At 52.4% G+C, this 21,401-nt stretch carries 16 protein-coding genes and 1 pseudogene; 8 read left to right on the forward strand and 9 right to left on the reverse strand.

Features of this window, described 5'->3' with window-relative positions; all coding sequences use genetic code 11:
• Position 1 precedes the first annotated feature (1 nt).
• The 4 genes from aceE to ACMGGP_RS02170 all read left to right on the forward strand — a co-directional run bounded on the left by aceE (position 2) and on the right by ACMGGP_RS02170 (position 7,389).
• Complete coding sequence (aceE, locus tag ACMGGP_RS02155; protein ID WP_010253944.1) at positions 2 to 2,668, forward strand: pyruvate dehydrogenase (acetyl-transferring), homodimeric type; 2,667 nt, start codon at positions 2 to 4, stop codon at positions 2,666 to 2,668.
• A 14-nt stretch (positions 2,669 to 2,682) separates the two neighbouring features.
• Positions 2,683 to 4,584 carry a pyruvate dehydrogenase complex dihydrolipoyllysine-residue acetyltransferase gene (gene aceF, locus ACMGGP_RS02160; RefSeq protein WP_010671838.1) on the forward strand — a complete coding sequence of 634 codons (1,902 nt, stop codon included), beginning with the start codon at positions 2,683 to 2,685 and terminating at the stop codon, positions 4,582 to 4,584.
• Between the two features lie 157 nt (positions 4,585 to 4,741).
• Positions 4,742 to 6,169: a dihydrolipoyl dehydrogenase gene (lpdA, locus tag ACMGGP_RS02165; RefSeq protein WP_022625421.1), complete on the forward strand. Its 1,428-nt coding sequence runs from the start codon at positions 4,742 to 4,744 to the stop codon at positions 6,167 to 6,169.
• A 176-nt stretch (positions 6,170 to 6,345) separates the two neighbouring features.
• Positions 6,346 to 7,389: a hypothetical protein gene (locus tag ACMGGP_RS02170; RefSeq protein WP_498798099.1), complete on the forward strand. Its 1,044-nt coding sequence runs from the start codon at positions 6,346 to 6,348 to the stop codon at positions 7,387 to 7,389.
• A 48-nt stretch (positions 7,390 to 7,437) separates the two neighbouring features.
• On the opposite strand, the gene ACMGGP_RS02175 is transcribed toward ACMGGP_RS02170, so the two are convergent.
• The 5 genes and pseudogenes from ACMGGP_RS02175 to ACMGGP_RS02195 all read right to left on the reverse strand — a co-directional run bounded on the left by ACMGGP_RS02175 (position 7,438) and on the right by ACMGGP_RS02195 (position 11,891).
• On the reverse strand, positions 7,438 to 8,295 hold the full coding sequence (locus ACMGGP_RS02175; protein WP_498798100.1) for an HNH endonuclease: 858 nt from the start codon (positions 8,293 to 8,295) through the stop codon (positions 7,438 to 7,440).
• A gap of 6 nt (positions 8,296 to 8,301) precedes the next feature.
• Complete coding sequence (locus ACMGGP_RS02180) at positions 8,302 to 9,831, reverse strand: AAA family ATPase (RefSeq protein WP_498798101.1); 1,530 nt, start codon at positions 9,829 to 9,831, stop codon at positions 8,302 to 8,304.
• Positions 9,832 to 9,931: 100 nt separating this feature from the next.
• Positions 9,932 to 10,198 (reverse strand): Thoeris anti-defense Tad2 family protein, encoded by a 267-nt coding sequence (locus ACMGGP_RS02185; protein WP_498798709.1) that lies wholly within the window; start codon positions 10,196 to 10,198, stop codon positions 9,932 to 9,934.
• A 63-nt stretch (positions 10,199 to 10,261) separates the two neighbouring features.
• Positions 10,262 to 10,396: pseudogene (locus ACMGGP_RS02190) on the reverse strand (hypothetical protein); the annotation flags it as partial.
• Between the two features lie 610 nt (positions 10,397 to 11,006).
• A complete protein-coding gene (locus ACMGGP_RS02195; RefSeq protein WP_498798102.1) occupies positions 11,007 to 11,891 on the reverse strand; it encodes a LysR family transcriptional regulator in 885 nt (294 codons plus the stop codon).
• A 105-nt stretch (positions 11,892 to 11,996) separates the two neighbouring features.
• On the opposite strand from ACMGGP_RS02195, the gene ACMGGP_RS02200 reads away from it, so the two are divergent.
• The 4 genes from ACMGGP_RS02200 (at position 11,997) to yacL (ending at position 17,040) form a co-directional block, all read left to right on the forward strand.
• Positions 11,997 to 12,506, forward strand: coding sequence for a phenolic acid decarboxylase (locus tag ACMGGP_RS02200; protein WP_010253965.1), 510 nt, complete (start codon positions 11,997 to 11,999; stop codon positions 12,504 to 12,506).
• Between the two features lie 86 nt (positions 12,507 to 12,592).
• A complete protein-coding gene (locus ACMGGP_RS02205; protein ID WP_158149553.1) occupies positions 12,593 to 13,450 on the forward strand; it encodes an MBL fold metallo-hydrolase in 858 nt (285 codons plus the stop codon).
• 425 nt (positions 13,451 to 13,875) lie between these two features.
• Positions 13,876 to 16,473, forward strand: a complete 2,598-nt coding sequence (acnB, locus tag ACMGGP_RS02210) for a bifunctional aconitate hydratase 2/2-methylisocitrate dehydratase (RefSeq protein WP_031593569.1) — start codon at positions 13,876 to 13,878, stop codon at positions 16,471 to 16,473.
• Positions 16,474 to 16,662: 189 nt separating this feature from the next.
• Complete coding sequence (gene yacL / locus ACMGGP_RS02215) at positions 16,663 to 17,040, forward strand: protein YacL (protein ID WP_010253973.1); 378 nt, start codon at positions 16,663 to 16,665, stop codon at positions 17,038 to 17,040.
• Between the two features lie 93 nt (positions 17,041 to 17,133).
• On the opposite strand, the gene ACMGGP_RS02220 is transcribed toward yacL, so the two are convergent.
• From ACMGGP_RS02220 to ACMGGP_RS02235, 4 genes are all read right to left on the reverse strand, one after another.
• Positions 17,134 to 17,817 (reverse strand): SDR family oxidoreductase, encoded by a 684-nt coding sequence (locus ACMGGP_RS02220; RefSeq protein ID WP_498798103.1) that lies wholly within the window; start codon positions 17,815 to 17,817, stop codon positions 17,134 to 17,136.
• A complete protein-coding gene (locus ACMGGP_RS02225; protein WP_187494533.1) occupies positions 17,814 to 19,010 on the reverse strand; it encodes a sialidase family protein in 1,197 nt (398 codons plus the stop codon). Before ACMGGP_RS02225 ends, ACMGGP_RS02220 begins: the two co-directional genes overlap by 4 nt.
• A 1-nt stretch (position 19,011) precedes the next feature.
• Positions 19,012 to 20,430: a sodium:solute symporter family protein gene (locus ACMGGP_RS02230; protein WP_022625429.1), complete on the reverse strand. Its 1,419-nt coding sequence runs from the start codon at positions 20,428 to 20,430 to the stop codon at positions 19,012 to 19,014.
• 76 nt (positions 20,431 to 20,506) lie between these two features.
• On the reverse strand, positions 20,507 to 21,391 hold the full coding sequence (locus ACMGGP_RS02235; protein ID WP_187494532.1) for a dihydrodipicolinate synthase family protein: 885 nt from the start codon (positions 21,389 to 21,391) through the stop codon (positions 20,507 to 20,509).
• Between the last annotated feature and the right edge of the window lie 10 nt (positions 21,392 to 21,401).

The following is a 21,401-nucleotide window of genomic DNA, read 5'->3' on the forward strand; positions in this document are numbered from 1 at the left end:
CATGTCAGAACGTTTACACAATGACGTGGATCCGATTGAAACTCGTGACTGGCTACAGGCGATCGAATCGGTCATCCGTGAAGAAGGTGTTGAACGTGCACAGTATCTGATTGATCAGGTACTGGGTGCAGCCCGCAAAGGCGGCGTAAACGTGGCTGCAGGATCTTCTGCAATCAGCAACTACATCAACTCTATTGCCGTTGAAGATGAACCCGATTATCCGGGCAATACCTCTCTTGAACGTCGTATCCGTTCCGCAATTCGCTGGAACGCCATCATGTCGGTGCTGCGCGCATCGAAGAAAGATCTGGAACTCGGCGGCCACATGTCCTCCTTCCAGTCTTCTGCGACGATTTATGAAGTGTGCTTCAACCACTTCTTCCGCGCGCGCAGTGAGAAGGATGGCGGCGATCTGGTCTATTTCCAGGGCCACATCTCTCCCGGCATCTATGCCCGTGCGTTCCTTGAAGGTCGTCTGACCGAAGACCAGATGAATAACTTCCGTCAGGAAGTTGACGGTAAAGGCCTCTCTTCTTATCCGCACCCGAAATTAATGCCGGAATTCTGGCAGTTCCCGACCGTATCAATGGGTCTGGGTCCGCTGTCGGCTATCTACCAGGCGAAGTTCCTGAAGTATCTGGAACACCGTGGTCTGAAAGATACCTCTGCTCAGACCGTTTACGCCTTCCTGGGTGACGGTGAGATGGATGAGCCAGAATCCAAAGGCGCGATCACCATCGCGACCCGTGAAAAACTGGATAACCTGGTCTTTATCATCAACTGCAACCTGCAGCGTCTGGATGGCCCGGTGACCGGTAATGGCAAGATCATCAACGAGCTGGAAGGCATCTTTGCCGGCGCTGGCTGGGAAGTGATCAAGGTCATCTGGGGCGGTCGCTGGGATGAGCTGCTGCGCAAAGATACCAGCGGCAAGCTGATTCAGCTGATGAACGAAACCGTCGACGGCGATTACCAGACCTTCAAATCCCGTGATGGTGCCTATGTGCGTGAGCACTTCTTTGGTAAATATCCGGAAACCGCCGCGCTGGTTAAAGATCTGTCCGATGATGAAATCTGGGCATTGAACCGTGGCGGCCACGATCCGAAGAAAATCTACGCGGCACTGAAAAAAGCGCAGGACACCAAAGGCAAGCCAGTACTGATCCTGGCGCATACCATCAAAGGTTATGGTATGGGCGACACCGCGGAAGGCAAAAACATTGCCCACCAGGTGAAGAAGATGAACATGGATGGCGTGCGCTATATCCGTGATCGCTTCAACGTGCCAGTTGCAGATGACAAAATTGAATCACTGCCGTACGTGACCTTTGAAAAGGGCTCTGAAGAGCACACGTATCTGCACGGTCAGCGTGAGAAGTTAGGCGGCTACCTGCCAACACGTCAGCCGAAGTTCACTGAAAAGCTGGAAATGCCAGCACTCGAAGAGTTCAGTGCGCTGCTGGATGAGCAGAACAAAGAGATCTCAACCACCATCGCCTTTGTACGTGCCCTGAACGTGATGCTGAAGAACAAGTCGATCAAAGATCGCCTGGTTCCGATCCTCGCCGATGAAGCGCGCACCTTTGGTATGGAAGGTCTGTTCCGTCAGATTGGTATCTACAGCCCGAACGGTCAGCAGTACACCCCGCAGGACCGCGAGCAGGTTGCTTACTACAAAGAAGATGAGAAAGGCCAGATCCTGCAGGAAGGGATCAACGAGCTGGGCGCAGGTTCATCCTGGCTGGCTGCGGCGACCTCTTACAGCACCAACAACCTGCCGATGATCCCGTTCTACATCTATTACTCGATGTTCGGCTTCCAGCGTATCGGCGATCTGATGTGGCTGGCGGGCGACCAACAGGCGCGCGGCTTCCTGGTCGGCGGCACCTCAGGTCGTACTACTCTGAACGGCGAAGGTTTGCAGCATGAAGATGGTCACAGCCACATTCAGTCGCTGACTATCCCGAACTGTATCTCCTACGATCCTTCTTACGCCTATGAAGTCGCTGTCATCATGCATGACGGTCTGGTGCGTATGTATGGCGAAGCGCAGGAGAACGTTTACTACTACATCACCACGCTGAACGAAAACTACCATATGCCAGCAATGCCCGCTGGTGCAGAAGAGGGTATCCGTAAGGGTATCTACAAACTGGAAACGGTAGACGGCAGCAAAGGCAAAGTGCAGCTGCTGGGCTCAGGTTCTATCCTGCGTCATGTGCGTGAAGCTGCGCAGATCCTGGCGAAAGATTACGGTATCGGCTCTGATGTCTACAGCGTCACCTCGTTCACTGAACTGGCACGTGATGGCCAGGATTGTGAGCGCTGGAACATGCTGCATCCGACAGAAGAAGCGCGCGTACCTTACATCGCTCAGGTGATGAACGACGCACCTGCTGTCGCCTCAACCGACTACATGAAACTGTTCGCTGAGCAGGTTCGTAGCTATGTCCCGGCCAGCGATTATCGCGTGCTGGGTACCGATGGCTTTGGTCGCTCTGACAGCCGTGAGAACCTGCGTCATCACTTTGAAGTTGATGCATCTTATGTGGTGGTTGCCGCGCTGGGTGAGCTGGCTAAACGCGGCGAGATCGAGAAGAAAGTGGTGGCCGACGCGATCACCCGATTCAATATCGATGCCGATAAAGTTAACCCGCGTCTGGCTTAAGAGGTAATAGAGTAATGGCTATCGAAATTAAGGTACCGGATATCGGGTCTGACGAAGTTGAAGTCACCGAGATTCTGGTGAAAGTTGGCGACAAGGTGGAAGCCGAGCAGTCGCTGATCACCGTGGAAGGCGACAAAGCCTCAATGGAAGTGCCGTCGCCGCAGGCTGGCGTAGTGAAAGAGATCAAAATCTCTACCGGTGACAAAGTTGAGACCGGCTCACTGATCATGGTGTTTGATGCTGAAGGCGCTGCGGAAGCAGCACCTGCCGCCGCCGAAGAGAAAAAAGCGGACGCGGCGCCAGCGCCAGCCGCTGCTGCGGCCACGGCCAGCAAAGAAGTGGCTGTGCCGGATATCGGCGGTGACGAAGTTGAAGTCACTGAGATTCTGGTTAAGGTTGGCGACAAAGTCGAAGCCGAGCAGTCACTGATTGTGGTGGAAGGCGATAAAGCGTCGATGGAAGTCCCGGCTCCGTTCGCGGGTGTGGTCAAAGAGATCACTATTTCCACCGGCGACAAGGTCAGCACCGGTTCAGCCATCATGGTCTTTGAAGCAGAAGGCGCAGCACCGGCCTCTGACGCGAAGCCAGAAGTGAAAGAAGAAGCGGCATCGGCACCTGCCGCGGCTGCAGGCGCAAAAGACGTTAACGTACCGGATATCGGCGGTGATGAAGTTGAAGTTACCGAGATCCTGGTCAAAGTTGGCGACAAAGTTGAAGCTGAGCAGTCACTGATTGTGGTTGAAGGCGACAAAGCCTCTATGGAAGTGCCTGCGCCGTTTGCAGGTACCGTCAAAGAGCTGAAAGTGGCGACCGGCGATAAAGTCAGCACCGGCTCACTGATCATGGTGTTCGAAGTCGAAGGTGCTGCTCCGGCTGCCCCTGCGGCCGCGAAACAGGAAGCCGCACCGGCTCCTGCTGCCAAATCTGAAGCTAAAGCCGCAGCACCCGCTCCAGCTAAAGCGGAAAGCAAAGGTGAGTTCGCAGAGAACGACGCTTACGTTCACGCTACCCCGGTGATCCGTCGCCTGGCGCGCGAGTTCGGTGTTAACCTGGCGAAAGTCAAAGGCACCGGCCGTAAAGGTCGCATTCTGAAAGAAGACGTGCAGACTTACGTGAAAGAGGCCGTGAAACGCGCTGAAGCGGCACCAGCTGCAGCCAGCGGCGGCGGTCTGCCAGGCATGCTGCCATGGCCGAAAGTTGATTTCAGTAAATTTGGCGAAATCGAAGAAGTCGAACTGGGTCGTATCCAGAAAATTTCTGGCGCGAACCTGAGCCGTAACTGGGTAATGATCCCGCACGTTACGCATTTCGACAAAACCGATATCACCGATCTGGAAGCCTTCCGTAAGCAGCAGAATGCTGAAGCAGAGAAGCGTAAGCTGGATGTGAAGTACACCCCGGTGGTGTTCATCATGAAAGCGGTCGCGGCGGCGCTTGAGCAGATGCCACGCTTCAACAGCTCGCTGTCTGAAGATGCGCAGAAACTGACGCTGAAAAAATATATCAACATCGGTGTGGCGGTTGATACGCCAAATGGCCTGGTGGTTCCGGTCTTTAAAGACGTGAACAAGAAAGGCATCACCGAGCTGTCGCGTGAACTGATGGCGATTTCGAAGAAAGCGCGTGACGGTAAGCTGACAGCGGGCGACATGCAGGGCGGATGTTTCACCATATCCAGCCTGGGCGGCCTGGGCACCACGCACTTCGCGCCGATCGTGAACGCGCCGGAAGTGGCTATCCTGGGTGTCTCTAAATCGGCGATGGAGCCGGTGTGGAACGGTAAAGAGTTTACTCCGCGTCTGATGATGCCGATTTCTCTCTCCTTCGACCACCGCGTAATCGACGGTGCTGATGGTGCGCGATTCATCACCATCATCGGCAATATGTTGTCTGACATTCGTCGTTTAGTTATGTAAATGTAAAGAAGGCCGGCGGAAGCCGGCCTTCCTGTAACGATTCGTCGCGCCGCGGTTGGCAGTTTGTTAACAATTCTGTAAACTCTTGCGGTGAAAGTCCCGGTGGAACAAGGGCATTATAAGAAAGTCTGACCCGCCGGATATCAATTAAGAGGTCATGATGAGTACAGAGATTAAAACCCAGGTCGTAGTACTTGGGGCAGGTCCTGCAGGTTACTCTGCAGCCTTCCGTTGTGCGGATTTAGGTCTGGAAACCGTACTGGTAGAGCGTTACAGCACCCTGGGTGGTGTTTGTCTGAACGTCGGTTGTATCCCATCTAAAGCGCTGCTGCACGTTGCTAAAGTGATTGAAGAGGCGAAAGCCCTTGAAGAGCACGGCATTGTGTTTGGCCAGCCATCTACTGATATCAACAAGATTCGCAGCTGGAAAGAGAAGGTTATCAACCAGTTGACTGGCGGCCTGTCAGGAATGGCAAAAGGTCGTAAAGTCACCGTGGTTAACGGCCTTGGCAAATTCACCGGTGCTAACACCCTGGTGGTTGAAGGAGAAGGCGGCGCGACCACCATCAACTTCGATAATGCCATTATCGCTGCGGGTTCACGTCCAATCGAACTGCCATTCATTCCACATGAAGATCCACGCGTCTGGGACTCTACCGATGCGCTGGAACTGAAAGAAGTGCCGAAGCGCTTGCTGGTCATGGGCGGCGGCATCATCGGTCTGGAAATGGCGACGGTTTATCATGCGCTGGGTTCAGAGATTGATGTGGTTGAGATGTTCGACCAGGTTATCCCGGCTGCGGATAAAGACGTGGTGAAAGTCTTTACCAAGAAAATCAGCAAGAAATTTAACCTGATGCTGGAAACCAAAGTGACCGCCGTTGAAGCAAAAGACGATGGCATTTACGTTTCAATGGAAGGTAAAAAAGCACCAGGCGAAGCGCAGCGTTACGATGCGGTGCTGGTGGCGATCGGCCGTGTGCCGAACGGTAAAGGTCTGGATGCCGGTAAAGCGGGCGTGGAAGTGGACGATCGCGGCTTCATTCGCGTCGACAAGCAGATGCGCACCAACGTGCCACACATCTATGCTATCGGTGACATCGTCGGTCAGCCAATGCTGGCGCACAAAGGCGTGCACGAAGGCCATGTAGCGGCAGAAGTGATCTCTGGTCTGAAGCACTACTTCGATCCTAAAGTGATCCCTTCAATTGCCTATACTGAGCCAGAAGTTGCCTGGGTCGGTCTGACCGAGAAAGAAGCGAAAGAGAAAGGCATCAGCTACGAGACCTCCACCTTCCCGTGGGCAGCCTCAGGCCGTGCTATCGCTTCTGATTGTGCAGATGGTATGACCAAACTGATTTTCGACAAAGAGACGCACCGGATTATTGGTGGCGCGATTGTCGGTACTAACGGCGGCGAGCTGTTAGGCGAAATCGGTCTGGCGATTGAGATGGGTTGTGATGCGGAAGATATTGCGCTGACTATCCACGCTCACCCGACCCTGCATGAGTCAGTTGGTCTGGCGGCAGAAATCTTCGAAGGCAGCATCACCGATCTGCCTAACGCGAAAGCGAAGAAGAAATAAGTTTCTGCCGCTGTTAAAAAGAAAGCTCCCATTATGGGGGCTTTTTTTTCGGCTGGATTCTAAGCGATAATAAACCCATCACTCCTCTTCAAAAACTTTCTGAGTAACATTTGCTTTACGCTCAGCGAGGCGCCACCCATACCCGCACACTGTCTACGCCGTGGTCACTGGTCCCGATGAAAAATCCGTACTGGACGCCCACGCGCAACGTTCAGCCGGTAACGTCCGGGAATCGCGGTTACTCTCTGCTGTCGGAGGAAGAAGATAAGGAAGTTGCGGAGACGCAGAACTATGGCACCAGCTTCCTGGCGCATGCCTATGAACCCTTCCTGAATCTGGTCGGCGCGCTGAATGCCTTGAAGGCAACACGTTACAACGCCGCCAGAATTGACCGCCTGATTGCCCTGACGACTAACTCGCTCGATCCGGTTGTGGGTGCGAACTACACCCGCACCGTGTCGCAAACGCTCAAGCGCCACGGCGAAGCGCTCCAGAAAAAAGCGGTGAACGGCAACACCATGCCTACCGTGATGAACCATGTGATCCCGGTGATGGGTGACGGCAAGAACGGGATTACGATTGATACGCAGTCGATACCCGCCGACATTACCGGCATTGAGGACGTGATGTTTCATCTGCGCCAGCTGTGCGCCGCGCTCGGTATCGACTCAACCATGCTGGGCTGGGCCGATCAGATGGCAGGCGGACTGGGTGAAGGCGGCTGGATTCAGACGGCCATTCAGGCGGCACTCCGGGCGCAGTGGCTGCGACAGGGTGCGCAGGAGATGATTTACCGGCTGATCGACATTCACCTGGCGTTCAAATACGGCAAAGTTTACCCGGTTAACGATCGCCCCTACGTCGTGCAGTTCAACTACATAAACACCGCCATTCAGGAAGAAGAAAGCCGCGAAATGGACGCCCGCGCCAACTTCATTATGCTCATGGTTCAGGTCATGGACGCATTGCAGGCCAACAACAAGCTGGCGGAAAACGACACATTCATGCGCTACCTGTTCAGCGATCAGCTGAAGATGGACGGCGGCACGCTCGACAAGATGCTGGCGGAGTTTGAGAAAAGCCGGAAGAAGGCGGACGCACAGGAGAATGAAGGCGGCGGCATGATGAACGAGTCTGCGCCGGACGGTACCGATCCGGCCAGCTGGACACATGAAGAGCTGGTGGCATTTGCCCGGTATGTAACGTCAATGGGCGAATAAATTAAAAAGCCCGACAGTGTAATACTGGTGGGCTTTTTTTAAAGGAAATTAAGTCAACTGCGCGCACAGATGAACATTGGCAAGAATACCTCGGTAAGCAGCTCTGAGGTGAGAGAAATTTTTTTCTCTCTTCAGGCATTCTCTACACCATCTCTCTACCATTTCTTCTTTACCCAATTCCCACAACATTTTACATGAAATATTATAAGCCGTTTTATGCTCTATAATACTCGATTTGTATGTTTCTGCTAAATTAAAGACTTTAAAATGGTTTATTACACGCTCTTTGTCAACCTGAGGCCAATGTTGAGGAGGCATTGCAAGGAATTCAAAAGCGAACTGACCACCCACTACACTTACATTGACAGTAATCCAATCTTCTTCATAAAAATGTGGAGCTTCGTCATAAGGATAAAGAGTATGCTCTTCTTTTTTAGTAAATATTTTATCCAGCTTTACTGTATTACACTCACGACAAGCAGGCACTAAATTCTCTGGATTTACAGACAGTAGTGGATAGCGGGATTTAGGGAGATAATGATCTAAAGTTGCGACCTTCTTAACTCCACATAAAGGACAATATTGATCAGTAACTCTGAGGGCATCATAGATTTTACGAGCCTTACTGCCTTTTTTTAGCATGTGTATTTCATAAAGAGCCCTTAACTCGGACTTTTTCACATCACCTGCAATGATTGTCTTTACTTTACCTCTTTCACAGTATGTTAGCTGATCAAGGTCTTGATTTACAACCAGCCTTTTAAAGTCAACCCATTCAGCAGCAACTGTATGCGAAATGTCTAACATGCGGCTTATATAATCAACATGTTTTATAGAAACTGATTTTAGACACGTCCCAAATGGATCGGTGCACTGAATATCTGGAAAAGTTAGACTACGCATCATGGCCTCCTATTCCTTGTCCTTGTCCTTGTCTCTTAACGCCACCATAACCATTAGGACTGCCAATCCTTCCTTTCCAATTTCATTATTAAACATTTTAACTATCTCTTCAAACGAATATCCATCTTTAACCTTTTGTTTGAAAAGTTCAAAATATCCTGAATTTTCTAACTCATAGCTAAAAACTTCTTTAGTTATTACACCAATATTTTCGCCAAATGTGGGGATTGATGGCCTATCAAATCTAAGCGAATCACCAAAGCGAGTTAGAATCCAGCAGCAATCTTTAGGCATTTCTTGTATAACCACTGGGGAGTGAGTAGCCATAATTGCAACACCATTGCGCTTATATAACAATTTACTCAGGATTCTAATTAATGTTGATAGTAATGGCGGGTGCAGATGACTTTCTGGCTCGTCAAACAAGACCAGTGATCTCTCTTGAATTTTATCAATAAGCATACTAATAGTTATAAATGCAATTGCATGCCCCGAGCTCATGCTTTCAAGCGTTTTCTGGCATTCGAATATAACATCCATAGGTTCAATTTCAGCCAGTTTAAGAACCTCCAGATCGCGGAAATTCTCATCGGTCCCCATATCGCCCATAGTTTCCAACCACAATTTTCTTTTATAACTATTTGACAAACATTCGTAGACAGACTCCGAGCAATTTAAAAATAATTTCGTCAAATAACCAGTATGAAAAGTCTTATGATTATCTTCCTCTTTAAGACCTATATAATGGTAACTAAATCCATTATTATTATCTTTTTGATCAACAATTTTATTGAAAGGATCGAAAGCGCTAAAAGCGATAGATATGACTGAACTAAAAAAACCTTTTTCAATCTTTTCGCCGTAACTATTCACAAACATCCCGGAATCATGACTCTTCCCTTTAACAATCGAATCAACCATTCCATTTAAAATAGTAGTTTTCCCCAAGCCGTTCCTGCCAATTAAAGCATGTATGTTCGTGGGAGGGAGTGATTCAGCTACAACTGTAAAGTTTAAATTTAGATTTGCATATTTACCCTCATTTCTTTTAAAAGAGAAATAAAAATCTGACAATGGACTATCGCCATTCCTAATACGTTTCAATTGATTTCTTAAAGTCTTTAAATGAGCGTTGCGAAGAAGGGATGACTTAAACACTTTTTCTGGCTTTGCTTTTGCCAAAGCGTCCGGAACAAGAAGCACACAGTTTAAATTTTTTAGCACTTCGTCACCAAATTCTTTACCAAAAGCATACAGGTTCTGGTAAAACTCAACGCTGGAAGCAATACTAAAAAAGTTATCCTCTAAAAATTGAAAAGCTGGCTCAATCTCATGCAGTGTAGATTTTGCTTCTACTTGACCTATAAAACCTATTTTTATTTGCCCGATTTTGTTTGCGTTTCCATTAGTATCCACATATATAAAATCGAATAAGGTTTGGAATGAATAATCATTCCATGAAGAAAAAGAAAGTAAAACTACATTGGTAATTTTACCATGATCTACCTTAGCCTTTTCTGCAACCAAGAACTTTATCAAAAAAACCTCCCACTCATCAGATAATCGAGATTAAAAAGAGCACAAAAAATTATAATAAGTAATATCTTCAGCCTGACCAAAAATCCTAAAAAGACTTTTATCAATATATGATAAGCCAGTCACTCGCTATTAGATCATCAATTGATGGAATGTAAAAAAGCAATGTTCCATCTTCATTGGTCATAATGAGCTGATCGCTTTCACAAGATTCAACGTAAACATGCTTTACTGTTTTGCCCCATTTTTCTCGGCGGCATAACGCATTAGTATTACTGCATATAATTTGTAGAGCACTGCTGTATTGCATCCCCCCCTCGCTTCTGCTGGAGTAAAATGCAGGGTGAGGTGAATTAATTTTTTCCGGCATGAAATTGGTCCCTGTACGGCGAAGAAGCGTCACAACTGGAGGTTCCAATCTCCGGGTGGTGACGTTAACAGGGTTGGAACTACCGGCGTACAAGGGAACCGGCCTACCCGAAGGTAGCCCCGCCAACGCCACCATTGAAACGCCTGGCAAATTCCAGACGTGGTAGCGCCGAAGGCACTGTGTGCCAACCTTGTACATTCCGGGGTTCCAATCCCGACCACTGTTTTGCAATGGCGCGAACACTATATCCCCAGCGCGAATAAATTCAATATTTCTAATATGAAATTATCCACTGGTTATTAGAACCACTGATAATCAAAGAATCGCTACCGCCATAAATTACAACTTCCCTACCATCTTTTTACGCAGGCTATCGCCAGCGCTGCCGCCACTTTGCGGGGCATTATCCTGTGAACATGAGGTATTTATGGAAGCACTCCGCACAGTTACGGACCGTTTTTCATTGATTGATAAAATTCGTCGATTTACACCACAAAATGACCGCAACTACCTGCTGCGTTCTGTACGCGAAACTTTCGCCAGCCCCGAAACGCAGGAGCGCATTCAGCTGGGGGAAATGTTCGGGTATTACGGCCACGGGCGCCGCGCCGCGTATTACGCCAGGACCGGACGGCTTAACCTGCCTGAATTTGCGGTTGTGATGATTGACGGTAAGCCGGTGACACTGGAAAACGTGCCGTCTAACCGCACGCTGGAGGCCAGCGTGGATGATAACGGCATCGTGACTCACGTTCAGGAGATTCTGGATACAGACCCCGGCAACATCATTGTCGGTATAAACCTTTTCCTACACTGCCACCCGTTCAATAAACATCTGTGCCAGTGCAGCAATGGCGCTGTTGCCGGGCAGTCTCTCTTCATTGATATACATTACCAGCGAACTACTGCGTCGGCGGCCCTGAAGCAGCGGCAGGGGACGGAGCTCACCATTCTCTAAGAGCGCGGCAATATTCTGTTCCGGCAGCCAGCCATAACCTAACTGATGCTGGACCGCTTCAATGGCTGCCGACAGCGTCGTGAATGACCAGTTCTCCGCCTGATCGCCATTGACCTCTGACTGCTGCTGTTGCTGACGATCCAGAATGGTAATGCAGGGCCAGCGTGCCAGCGTAGCAGCACTAAGCGGGGCGGATTCGCGGTGCAGCGGGTGGTCGCGATGGGCGACGGCGACGAAATCGACACTCATCAGGCTTTCGCCTGCTAACGGCGTGTCGCCATATTGTGCCACCAGCCAGAGATCAGCCTGATTTTCCGCCAGTCTGTCCGGCGTTTCGCTTCGGACGATTTCGCTAAACCAGATGCGGACATGCGGATAGCGTTGCTGAAAGGTCTGAAGCACATCAAACAGCAAGGGTTTGGGCAGCGTCGCATCGACCATCAGATCGATGCGCGACCGTTCGCCGCGTTGCAGTGCACTGGCCTGCGCCTCAAGCGCGCCGAATCCCTCCAGCAGCGGACGCACCTGCGCGAGCAACTGATGTCCCTCTGCACTCAGAACAGCGCGGCGGCCCTCCTGCTGTAACAGTGTCAAACCCAGTCGCTGTTGTAACAGGCTCAGCTGATAACTCAGTGATGACTGGCTGCGATTGTTCTTCTCCGCTGCCAGCGCAAAACTCCCCTCATTCACTACGGCATCAAGCAGATACCACTGTTCGAGTGTTGTCTTGTACATGATAACTCATCTAAAAATTAAATGATTTAGTGCTAAAAATAGCGTTATTAATCGGTTTTGTAACGCGCAATAATCTCCTCAAGGAAAACAAATGAGGAATTAACCATGAGCACTTTCGATAAACATGACCTGTCTGGCATCGTCGGCAAACATCTGGTTTACACCTACGACAACGGCTGGAATTACGAGCTCTACATTAAAAATGCCAGCACCATCGACTATCGCATTCACAGCGGTATGGTCGGTAATCGCTGGGTTAAAAATCAGCATGTCTATGTCGTTCGTCTGGCGCAGGATGTCTATAAAGTTTCCTGGACTGAACCAACCGGCACCGACGTCAGCCTGGCCGTTAATCTGGCTGATAAAATTTTCCACGGCACCATCTTCTTCCCGCGCTGGGTAATGAATAATCCGGAGAAAACCGTCTGCTTCCAGAATGATCATCTGGAAGAGATGGCAAAATTCCGCGAAGCGGGCCCGGCTTATCCAACCGAAGTGATTGATGAGTTCGCGACGCTGACCGTAATCCGCGATGTGGGTGAAAATAACGAAAGCGTGATCGACTGTCCGCCTGACCAGCTGCCCGCCAATTTTCCGGAAAATCTGAAAAATTAAGCATGCACAGAAGAGGTCATGACGACCTCTTCTGAATAGCAGTTTCTGTTTTGTAGCTTCTGACGTGTAACTTGCGAGGACGAAAAATGGATTTATCGACGAAGGTTTTTATCAGTAGTGACCAGCACGACGGTTTCGGTGTCAGTTCCACCCTCATCATGGGCGAAAAAGAGGCGATGTTAGTTGATGCCCAGTTTACGCTGGCGAATGCGCATCGGTTAGTCGCTGAAATTATCGAAACCGGTCTCGACCTGAAACGCATTTTTATTACGCATCTGCACCCCGATCATTTTCTGGGTCTTGAAGTGATTAAATCCGTCTTTCCGGATGCCGAAATTTTCTCTTATAAGCAGGTTGCCGAAGACGTTAATGATGCCTTCGACTTCAAAATTGATTACTGGGGTAAGCAGGTATTAAAAGAGAATGGTGCCCGCACTACCTTTCCGATTACTGAACTGGAGGAGGACACAATCTGGCTGGAAGGGCAGCAGATTAAAATTCTGAGCGATCTCAGCGGCGATTGTATCCGGGTCACACCGCTCTGGATCCCCTCGACCAAAACGCTGATTGCCTCAGATGTGGTCTTCGCTGACGCACACGTCTGGATTGCCGATATGCGTACGCCGGAGCGTATGGCGAAATGGATGGAAAGTCTGGATACGCTCGAAGCGCTGGAGCCGAAAGTGCTGATCCCCGGGCACTCGCGAACCACGCCAACCCTTAGCCCGTCGGCGATAGGCTTTACCCGCACCTATATCAAAGATTTCATTAAGACGCTGCATAAGGTCAACAACAGCGAAGAGCTGGTGCAGGAGATGGAGCGAATTTATCCCAACCTGCCAGTGAAAATCTGTCTCGACTACAGCGCCCGGATTCTGAAAGATCACTACGTCTGGCCGGGTGACTGGCCGGAATCCCTGCGGGAAATGAAAACAACGCTGTAATCCTCTTAAGTGCAAAACAGACCAGGCTGATTTCCGGCCTGGTGTTGTTATCCTTCTGAGCTCACCTCCGCTGTAAACCCGATGCGCGCCGGCTTCTATTCCTGTCAGTTATCTATTTCACTGAATCACTTCGCTAAAGCCACGGCAAAACTGACATAAACCTGCAGCCATTTGTGTGGAATGCGGTACGCTGCAGAGAGACCCATTCAGCCGACTCAGCTGGCTGATGCAGGGAGTTAAGCGGGCAGAATGGCCGTAGTGGATTATGTTGTATTTTTGTAAACAGATTAACAAACAGACGAAATACTGCTATTCTGCCCTCCGCGAAACCGGGCACCTCAACCTGGACGAGAAAGGGAAGATTGTTCTCCATAAGTGAGCAAGGTGGTCGGAAAGCCCTACATAATGAGAGCGAGGATAACGTCGTGCTAGAAGAATACCGTAAGCACGTTGCCGAGCGTGCTGCCCAGGGAATTGTACCTAAGCCTTTAGAGGCTTCCCAAATGGCCGCGCTGGTTGAACTGCTAAAAAATCCACCTGCGGGTGAAGAAGAATTTTTGATCGATTTATTGGTCAACCGCGTCCCACCTGGCGTCGATGAAGCGGCGTATGTCAAAGCCGGTTTCCTGGCGGCTGTCGCCAAAGGCGAAGCAACCTCTCCTCTGATATCTTCTGAAAAAGCGGTTGAACTGCTTGGCACCATGCAGGGCGGTTACAATATTCATCCGCTGATTGAGGCGCTGGACGATAGCAAACTGGCTCCGATTGCCGCGAAAGCCCTTTCACACACGCTGCTGATGTTCGACAACTTCTATGATGTCGAAGAGAAAGCGAAAGCGGGTAATGAATACGCGAAGCAGGTGATGCAATCCTGGGCAGATGCGGAATGGTATCTGTCACGGCCTGAACTGGCAGAGAAGATCACGGTTACAGTGTTTAAAGTCACTGGCGAAACCAACACCGACGATCTCTCTCCGGCCCAGGATGCCTGGTCACGTCCAGACATTCCTCTGCACGCCCTGGCGATGCTGAAAAATGCCCGTGAAGGCATTGAGCCTGATGACGCGGGCAATATCGGCCCGATCAAACAGATCGAAGCTCTGAAGACCAAAGGTTTCCCGCTGGCGTATGTCGGTGATGTTGTCGGAACTGGTTCTTCACGTAAATCCGCCACCAACTCGGTGCTGTGGTTTATGGGCGACGACATCCCGAACGTGCCAAATAAAAAAGGCGGCGGCGTGGTGCTGGGCAGCAAAATTGCACCCATCTTCTTCAACACCATGGAAGATGCGGGCGCACTGCCCATTGAAGTGGACGTAAACAACCTGAACATGGGCGATGTGATCGACATCTATCCATTCAAAGGCGAAGTCCGCAACCACGAAACCAATGAGCTGCTGGCCAGCTTCGAGCTCAAAACCGAAGTAGTGATTGACGAAGTGCGCGCCGGTGGCCGTATTCCGCTGATCATCGGTCGCGGTCTGACCACCAAAGCGCGCGAGTCGCTGGGTCTGCCGCACAGCACCGTATTCCGTCAGGCGAAAGATGTCGCGGAGAGCACCCGTGGTTTCTCGCTGGCGCAGAAAATGGTTGGCCGCGCCTGTGGCGTGACCGGTGTTCGTCCTGGCGCCTATTGCGAACCTAAGATGACCTCGGTTGGCTCGCAGGATACCACCGGCCCGATGACCCGTGACGAGCTGAAAGATCTGGCTTGCCTGGGCTTTTCGACCGATCTGGTGATGCAGTCGTTCTGTCACACCGCCGCGTATCCGAAGCCGGTGGATGTGAGCACGCACCATACGCTGCCAGACTTCATCATGAACCGCGGTGGTGTGTCACTGCGTCCGGGTGACGGCATTATCCACAGCTGGCTGAACCGTATGCTGCTGCCGGATACCGTCGGTACCGGTGGTGACTCGCACACCCGTTTCCCTATCGGCATCTCTTTCCCGGCGGGTTCAGGCCTGGTGGCGTTTGCCGCCGCGACCGGCGTAATGCCGCTCGACATGCCGGAATCGGTTCTGGTGCGCTTCAAAGGTAAGATGGAGCCGGGCATTACCCTGCGCGATCTGGTTCACGCCATTCCGCTGTATGCCATCAAACAGGGTCTGCTGACCGTTGAGAAGAAAGGTAAGAAGAACATCTTCTCTGGTCGTATCCTGGAGATTGAAGGTCTGCCGGATCTGAAAGTCGAGCAGGCGTTTGAGCTGTCCGATGCGTCAGCAGAACGTTCCGCTGCGGGCTGTACCATCAAGCTGGATAAAGCGCCGATTATCGAATACCTCAGCTCTAACATCGTGCTGCTGAAGTGGATGATCGCAGAAGGCTACGGCGATCGTCGTACGCTGGAGCGTCGCATTGAAGGTATGGAGAAATGGCTGGCCGATCCTCAGTTGCTTGAGCCGGATGCCGATGCTGAATATGCCGCCGTGATCGAAATCGATCTGGCTGAAATCAAAGAGCCAATCCTCTGTGCGCCAAACGATCCGGACGATGCACGTCTGCTCTCTGACGTTCAGGGTGAGAAGATCGACGAAGTGTTTATCGGCTCATGCATGACCAACATTGGTCACTTCCGTGCTGCGGGTAAACTGCTGGATAGCCACAAAGGCCAGCTGCCAACCCGTCTGTGGGTGGCACCGCCAACCAAGATGGATGCGGCACAGCTGACCGAAGAGGGCTACTACAGCGTATTCGGCAAAAGCGGTGCGCGTATCGAGATCCCGGGCTGTTCACTCTGCATGGGTAACCAGGCACGTGTTGCAGATGGTTCGACGGTGGTCTCTACCTCGACCCGTAACTTCCCGAACCGTCTGGGTAACGGCGCTAACGTCTACCTGGCGTCAGCGGAGCTGGCTGCGGTCGCGTCTCTGCTTGGCAAACTGCCAACGCCGGATGAGTATCAGCAATTCATGGCGCAGGTCGATAAAACGGCCAGCGACACGTATCGCTATCTCAACTTCGACCAGCTGACGCAGTACACCGACAAAGCTGATGGTGTGATTTTCCAGACCGCGGTCTGATTCTTCACCTTGCAGGCATGAATAAGGGGCGATGATTCGCCCCTTTTTTCGTCTCAGCATGGGGTAGAGAGACGATCAAAAGCTGGCTTTCGGCAGACAGCCTGTAATAATGCGCGACGTGTCACACTTTGCCGCGAGAGCAGCACGGACACTTACCAGGTGAGACGACGACGTTGAGAGGAACGGGCGATGGAATATGAATTTTTACGCGATGTGACCGGACAGATTAAGGTTCGCATGTCGATGGATCATGAAGCGGTCGGCCACTGGTTCAACGAAGAGGTCAAAAACGATCCGGGATTGCTGGATGAAGTTGAAGCCGCCATTGAAGATGTCAAAGGCAGCGTACGTCAGTGGCAGCGGATCGGCAGCGAGTACACCATTCTGCTGGATGAAGAGGAGGTGATGATCCGCGCCAACCTGCTGGCTCTGGAAGATGACGGTATGGAAGAGGGGATGAACTACTATGACGAAGAGAGCCTCTCGTTCTGCGGCATTGAAGATTTTCAGCTGGTGATCGCTGCTTATCGCCAGTTTATGAATCAGTACGGCAAACCCGTACGGTAAGACAGTAAGACAGTAAGACAGTAAGACAGTAAGACAGTAAGGCAATCCTTTACGGTTATAAAGCCGGGCGAACTCAGCAGCCCGGCCTGTTAACTAACTCAGTGATGCACCACCGCACGTTACCAGCTGCTGGCCGGTGATCGCCGCCGCCGCAGGGGAGAGCAGGAAATCGACCAGCCCGGCCACTTCCTGCGGCTGAATATAGCGGCCTATCGGTGGCAGACGGGGCGGTGAACTGGCACGGCCCGGCTGTTGCAGCATCGGCGTTTCGGTGGCGCCTGGCGCCACAATATTGGCGGTAATGCCGCGCGGAGCGAGTTCCGCCGCCCAGCTGCGCACCATACCGATCATCGCCGATTTGGTGGCGACATACTGACTGCGGCCCGCCGCACCGCCTGATGTCCGGCTGCCCAGCAGCACAATTCTGCCGCCCACACGCATCCGCGGTGCAAAATGATTCGCCAGCTGCTCAGCAGCGGCAACGTGCAGTTGCCATAAGCGTGTGCTGGCGTTCAGATCCAGCTCCCCAAGCGGCGCGGCCTGCATCATACCGGCTGCATGGATTACCGCCTGCGGCACCGGTAGCGCGTCCAGTAAAGCCTGCAGTGCCGCGCTGTCGCTGATATCGATTTGATGGCTCTGCCAGCCCGCTTCTGTCCGGTTTATCGCCGAGCGACTCAGGCCGGTCACATGCCAGCCTTCATTTAGCAGGCGATCCACAATCGCCTGACCGATGCCGGAGCTGGCCCCGGTCACCAGCGCCATCCGTTCAATCACGCATCACCTCCCTTCACCCATGACTCCGCGACCCGCACATACTTAATCGCCTGACGATACCAGGTGTAGGCGATATGCAGTTCGCCATCCAGGCCCTGTTTAATGCTGGGATAGGAGAACTCACGGTTTAATTTCTGCTGGGAGTTATTGGTCATGCAGTAGCCATCGCCCTCATCCAGATTGCGCTGCAGCGGCCAGCTTTTACCGCCATCCGTTGAGATAGCCAGCGTCATCGGCGCACGAGGCGCCCCCCAGAAAGCGGTGCGACCACTGTGGACCACCGGCTCAGCGGCGACGGCAACATCACTTTCCTCTTCATCATCTTCAATTTCGTCATACAGCGACAACCGGCGTTCGCTGGCACCTTCGGCGCTCATGGCATTGAACACCAGCGCCAGATGACCATTGCGCAGCGTTGTGACCTGAATTGAGGAGTTATTGTTGGGCAGCGACATCGGCTGTGGCGCGCTCCAGCTTTCACCCTGATCAAGTGAGCGGCTCTGATAGATGTGGTCGGCCCAGCGGCTGCGGTAGAGCGCCAGCAGCGAGCCATCATCCAGCAGGGTTACGTTCATATGGACGCAGCCGGTGCTGTCAGGCACGCTGACGTCGCGCCAGCTCTGGCCTTTATCTTCTGAGATTTTTACCGCGCTCACGTCATAGCTGCCGACCCACTTTTCGCCGGGCTGCGTCAGGCAGTAAAACACCGGCAGCAACCAGTTACCGTTGGGCAGCACCACAATCGGCTGGCGAATAAAGGTGCCAGGCTTATCCAGCAGCGTTTTGGTCTCACCCCAGCTCTGGCCCAGATCGTGAGACTGGCGATAGCGAACAATCGCGGTGTCCTGATTGCCCGATTTCTGCGCCGTCCACAGCAGCCACAGTACCTGGTCGGGATCGAGAAACAGCACCGGATTCTGTTCTGAACGGCTCGGATCGTCAGAGAGTTTTTGGGCTTCACTCCAGCGATCGCTGCCTTTTCGCAGCCGTGAACACCAGACAGAGATATCGGCAATCCCTTCCTGCGTGCCGCCAAACCAGACGCAAAGCAGATCGCCATCGGGCAGCGGCAGCAGGTTAGCCGCGTGGTTTTGCGGGCAGGAGGAGGGCAGCATCGCAACCTGCTGCGCGCTATCCTGCGGGTGAGGCGCAAGCAGGCCGGTGCGTTCTGCGGTGACGGTTTCCTGAGTCATTTTAGGCTCCACTGTTTTGTGCATTGTGTTGCGATTGAGGCTGAGACTGGCGTGACGGGATACAGCGGTCAATCACCATAATAATTGCCGGGGTGATCAGCGCCACGTACATATTGTCGATACCAAACGGGTTACCCATCAGGAACCAGACGGAAGTGACAACGCAGGCGCCAATCAGACCGGCATTGGCGCCACGTGTGCTCTTAAACCACGGCAGGTAAAACGCCATGATCGCCACAACGGTAATCGACAGACGAATCGCACGGGTAAAGAACGAGAGCTTCAGCACTTCCGGGAAGAACAGAACAAACAGCAGCGGGAAGAAGCCGATGCCGATTGAGATCCAGCGTGTCATTTTAAATTCGCGCTCTGGCGTAGGATTACGATAAGGCACGTAAAAGTCTTTCACCACCAGCGAGGCGATGGCCAGCGCCACGGTACCGACGCTGACGAAAATCGAGGCCACCAGCGAGGTGGTGACAATGCCCGCCAGCCACGGCGACATATCCTGCAGAAACACCGGCAGCGCATAGAGGCTCTTGATATCCGGGTGAGCAAACTTCGCTGCCACGCCAATCAGCGCCATCGCCAGACCGATCGGCAGGCAGAAGAAGAAGGCGACCCAGGTGGCGCGCTTCGCTGACTTCACATCTTTGGTGGAGGAGATCGCCTGGATCACAAACTGGGTACAGAAGATCGAACCTACGGTCCCGATCAGCCAGGCCACAATGGTACTGGCACCGACGTGACCATCCCATGTCCAGTAGAACGCCGGCATTTTCTCCATCATCGGGGCGACGCCGCCGGTCATCTTCAGCGCCACATAGAGGATAATCAGGATCCCCATATACTTGATGGCGCTGTGCAGCAGCGTGACCCAGGCCACACCTTTCATGCCGCCAAATGCAAAGTAGAAGGTGCTGACCACCGCAGTGATAAAGGCAGCCTGAGTGAGGTCAATTTTCAGCACGGTGGAGATCGCCGCTGCGCCGCTGATGTAGTTACCGACGTTCACCAGCAGCAGCGCATAGATCATGATCAGCGAGATAATATTTTTGGTCGAACTGCCATATTTCTCGGCGATAGCGCCGGAGATAGTGATCTTTCCGGTGTTGTAGATGCGTTTGACCAGTATCAGGCCAAACAGCGGGAAGCCAATTGCCGCGCCAATCACCGACCATGAGGCGGCGAAGCCATCTTCAAAGGCCGCCTGCGCGGTGCCGATGGTGGATTTTGCCCCGATATATTCAGACATCAGCATAATGCCGACGATAAAAGCAGGCATGGCGCGCGAGCCTTCCATAAAGTCGCCGCTGGTTTTACTGCGCAGCCGCCAGGTGAGCCAGGTGGTGAACAGAATATAGGCGACCACCATGCCGACGATCAGTAAGGTGCTCTCAGTTGAAAATGCTTTCATCATGACCTCGATTGTTCTGGCAGATGGCGACCATCAGGTTCGTTCTCATCTGACCGGTAGGGTGCAAAGGTGATGGACGTTATTGCAGGTAGTGGTTCACGATTTGGCGGATCTGCTGCTGCTCTTCGGCGCTGAACTGCACCGCATAGCGGCTTTCACCCACCTCAAAGCCCTGCAGGCTGACCGCTTTTTTCACGGCGGCCGGTGAGAAACCGATGCTGTACAGTGCGGTGCGCAGGCCGGTGACGTTCTCCTGTGCCTGATGCGAACCGGCAATATCGCCCGCATGGAAGCGCGCCCAGATGGCGTTAATCGCCCCCGGTGCCACGTTTGCCAGCCCGGAAATTGAGGCGGAGCAGCCATCCACAAAACCCTGGTGGATCAGCGAATCCGGGCCGTTCAGCACATCAAAATCCTGACAGTCGGCGGTAGCCTGCAGAAAGCCGCTCAGACTTTCATAGCTGCCTGCTGAATCTTTAATGCCGATGATGTTCGGGTGCGCGGCCAGCGTACGAACGGTCTCTGGCTGCAAGGTATTGCCGGTACGCGCCGGGATGTTGTAGAGGAACAGCGGCACCGTAAGCGCGTCAGCCACGCGCTGATAGTGGTCGATCAGCTCCTGCTGTTTAAGCGGAACAAACCACGGCGTGATCGCGGAGACAGCATCTACGCCAAGGCGGGCAATCTGTTTGCCGAGCCGGATAGTTTCCCGGGTCGAAATCTCTCCGATGTGCGCCACCACAGGCATTCGGCCGTTAACTTCATCGACGCAGGTGGTGGTAACCGCGATCTTCTCCTGCTCGTTCAGCACAAAGAATTCGCCGTTGGTTCCGCCGCAGAAGATGCCGTTACCGGCGTTGATCTGGCGTCTGACCTGTTCGCGTTGCCTCACCGGCTCAAAGGCACCTTCCCGGTCAAAAGTGGTGACGATGGCGGTCAGTACGCCGTTTATTTTCTTATTCATGACAATCCTC

This window comes from Curtobacterium sp. BNK-1, from assembly GCF_048685235.1.
Taxonomy (GTDB): domain Bacteria; phylum Pseudomonadota; class Gammaproteobacteria; order Enterobacterales; family Enterobacteriaceae; genus Pantoea; species Pantoea agglomerans.